Annotated in this window: 4 protein-coding genes; all 4 read left to right on the top strand. The window is 31.9% G+C overall.

The genetic code is table 11. The annotated features are described in order from the left end of the window. The coding region (locus tag VFS71_RS13715) for a DUF4160 domain-containing protein (RefSeq protein WP_326401902.1) at nucleotides 1-376 on the top strand (376 nt) is incomplete at its 5' end. 13 nt (nucleotides 377-389) lie between these two features. Then, nucleotides 390-635, top strand: coding sequence for a hypothetical protein (locus VFS71_RS13710; protein WP_326401900.1), 246 nt, complete (start codon nucleotides 390-392; stop codon nucleotides 633-635). Between the two features lie 181 nt (nucleotides 636-816). Continuing rightward, the gene (locus VFS71_RS13705) at nucleotides 817-1,356 is read left to right on the top strand and encodes a hypothetical protein (RefSeq protein ID WP_326401898.1); all 540 of its coding nucleotides are present in this window, start codon (nucleotides 817-819) and stop codon (nucleotides 1,354-1,356) included. A gap of 188 nt (nucleotides 1,357-1,544) precedes the next feature. Continuing rightward, nucleotides 1,545-2,477, top strand: coding sequence for an alpha/beta hydrolase (locus VFS71_RS13700; protein ID WP_326401896.1), 933 nt, complete (start codon nucleotides 1,545-1,547; stop codon nucleotides 2,475-2,477). The last annotated feature ends 238 nt before the right edge of the window (nucleotides 2,478-2,715 follow it).

Here is a 2,715-nt window from a genome sequence, read left to right as displayed (position 1 = left end):
TTTAAACCAATTCGTATTTAAATCACAAATGGAAACAAATAATGAATATGCAATTTTAGAAAAAATCTTGTCTGAAATAATGAGATTTTATTTTAGTAAAGATTCTATAGAAAGTTACGTTGGTTATGAAACTAAGGAACGAATCGGAACTGTAAACGGAATGCAAGTAATCATTTATTCAAACGACCATAATCCACCCCATTTTCACGTAAAAACAAATGATAATCGCGTAAATGCGAAATTCAAAATTGAAGATGGAGAGTTTTTGAGTGGGGAAATAAGTTCAAAAGATTTAAAACGGATTGAATTGTTTTATAACGATATTAAAACAAAGATTTTGATGGAAAAAATTTGGTCTAAAAAAAATATTCAATAATAACGTTAAAAAAATGAACGCAGACTTTGAATACGGAATGAAAGTTTCATTGGGCGGAGAATTTGGAGTTGTCGTTAAATCAGAATTAGACAAACCCGATTTTTACGGTAGAATTTGTTGGGATACGGAAAAGGAATTCGATTTTGAAGATTGGCACGGATTGTTTGGCTCTTTTATAAATCAAGGTGGAAAAATAATTGATAAAAATTATCAGTTTAGATATATCAGTGAAGACGGAAGTAAGAAAGCCTGCTTATAACAGCTACTACAACGGATTTGGGCAATTGGTTTAATGGAAAGTTGGTTTTGCATCTGGGATGATTTGGCAAATCCGAAAATAGGGATTAATTTAGTCCCAAACCCGCTGTAGTACCAAGACGTTAGCCGTCAGTTTGACCGAACAGAATGCAATAAGAATGTTGATTTTAAACGAAAAATAAATGAATATTTTCAGTAAACTATTTAATAGCAACGGAAAACCAAATTTAAATGTATTGTTCGAGAATGAAAATTTCAAAAAATTTATTTCAAAAGCAGAAGATATCTCAATTGGCTATAGCGAAATAAATATATTCAAATTAGAAAATATTGAAAAAGAACAAATTGGATATAGCGTAACAGAAAACGGAAAATCATTAGTCGGAAATAAGAGTGGCGATTGGAAAAAAAATTGGATTGTAATTGCAACTGATAATATGGATGATCCGATATTTGTCGACATTGAAAATCCAAATTTGCCGGTTTTTATTTCTGAACACGGAAATGGGGAATGGGAACAAAACTACATTGCAATTTCAATTGAAAAATTTTCATCAATTTTAAGCGATTTAAGGAATTTATCAATCAACAGACAAAATCCAGTTGAAATAGAAAAAAATCCAATTTCAGAAACTGAATTAGAGTTGTTTTTAACTAAAACTAAAAATGATAATAATTGGATGGATATTGAATATTGGGAAATATTCTTAGAAAACGATTAATAAAACCGAACGGCTAACAGCTACTACTACAGATTTGGGCAATAGGCTTAATGGAAAGATGGTTTTGTATTTGGGATGATTTGACAAATCCGAAAATAGGGTTTAATTTAGTCCCAAACCCGCTGTAGTACCAAGACGTTACCTGCAAGCACAGAACTACATGCCGTAAACAAAGAACTGACACGATTATGAAATTTATATTAACAGTAATAACTTTTTCTCTACTTTCATTTGATTGTGTTGGACAGAAAGTAAATAATCTAAAAGTTGAAAAGGTTTACCTTGACAATGCTGACACAACAAAAAACCATTATACAATAATTTATCCACCCAATTTACCATGGAAAGGATATATGTTTTTAATCCCAGGACTTGGACAAACAGCCGAAAATGTTTTACAACAAACTGAACTGCCGAAAAAATTAGCTTTGAATGGAATTTTGACGATTATACCAACTTTTCAGGATGGAGAATTATCTTTTGGCGTGGATAGTTTAAGTCAACAATCTTTTAATAGAATTTTAATAGACGTGACTTCTAAACATAAACTTATTGATCAAAGATTTTATGTTGGTGGATTTTCAATTGGCGGAAGTTGTGCGATTAAATATGCAGAAAACCCAACTATAAACCCAACCGCAATTTTTGCGATTGACCCACCACTTGATTTTGAACGAGTTTATAACTCAAGTAAAAGAGAGATAAGATTATCTGTAAACAAAAGTCCAGATGAAGAGAGAGTTTATACGATAGAGAAACTAGAAAAAGAAATGGGGGGTTCACCAAAAACTGCATTAAAAAATTATTATAGTATATCACCTTATTCATTTAACGACACAACCCAAACAGCTATTAAAAAAATAATAAAACTTCCTTTGAGAATTTACTCTGAACCTGATATTAATTGGTGGTTGAAAGAAAATGCAGAGGATTTCACAGGGATGAATGTTACGGAATGTTCGGCAATGATTAATGAATTGAATAGACTCGGAAATACTAAAGCAGAATTGATAATTACGCAAAATAAAGGATATAGAAAACCTGACAATAGTAAGCATCCACATTCTTGGAGCATTGTGGACAATAATGAATTAATCGAATGGTTGTTAAAACAGAAATAAAGCCAGCAGGTAACAGCTACTACAACGGATTTTGGCAATTGGCTTAATGGGAAGTTGGTTTTGTATTTGGAATGATTTGGCAAATCCGAATAATGAGCTTAATTTAGTCCCAAACCCGCTGTAGTACCAGAACGTTATGGGCTAGTTGTGCCGAAATTACGCAGAAGAAAACAATCAGAAAATAAACCTTTGTTTCCGCAGAAAACTTCAAAGCAGAAGCGTTAAAATTGGATTTTCC

It is taken from the genome of Flavobacterium sp., assembly GCF_035760125.1.
GTDB lineage: Bacteria > Bacteroidota > Bacteroidia > Flavobacteriales > Flavobacteriaceae > Flavobacterium.
This window is presented reverse-complemented; position numbering and strand designations above follow the sequence as displayed.

Coding starts and splice junctions, on each gene's coding strand:
- VFS71_RS13710 (WP_326401900.1), top strand. CDS start 390: ATGAACGCAGACTTTGAATACGGAATGAAAGTTTCATTGGGCGGAGAA.
- VFS71_RS13705 (WP_326401898.1), top strand. CDS start 817: ATGAATATTTTCAGTAAACTATTTAATAGCAACGGAAAACCAAATTTA.
- VFS71_RS13700 (WP_326401896.1), top strand. CDS start 1,545: ATGAAATTTATATTAACAGTAATAACTTTTTCTCTACTTTCATTTGAT.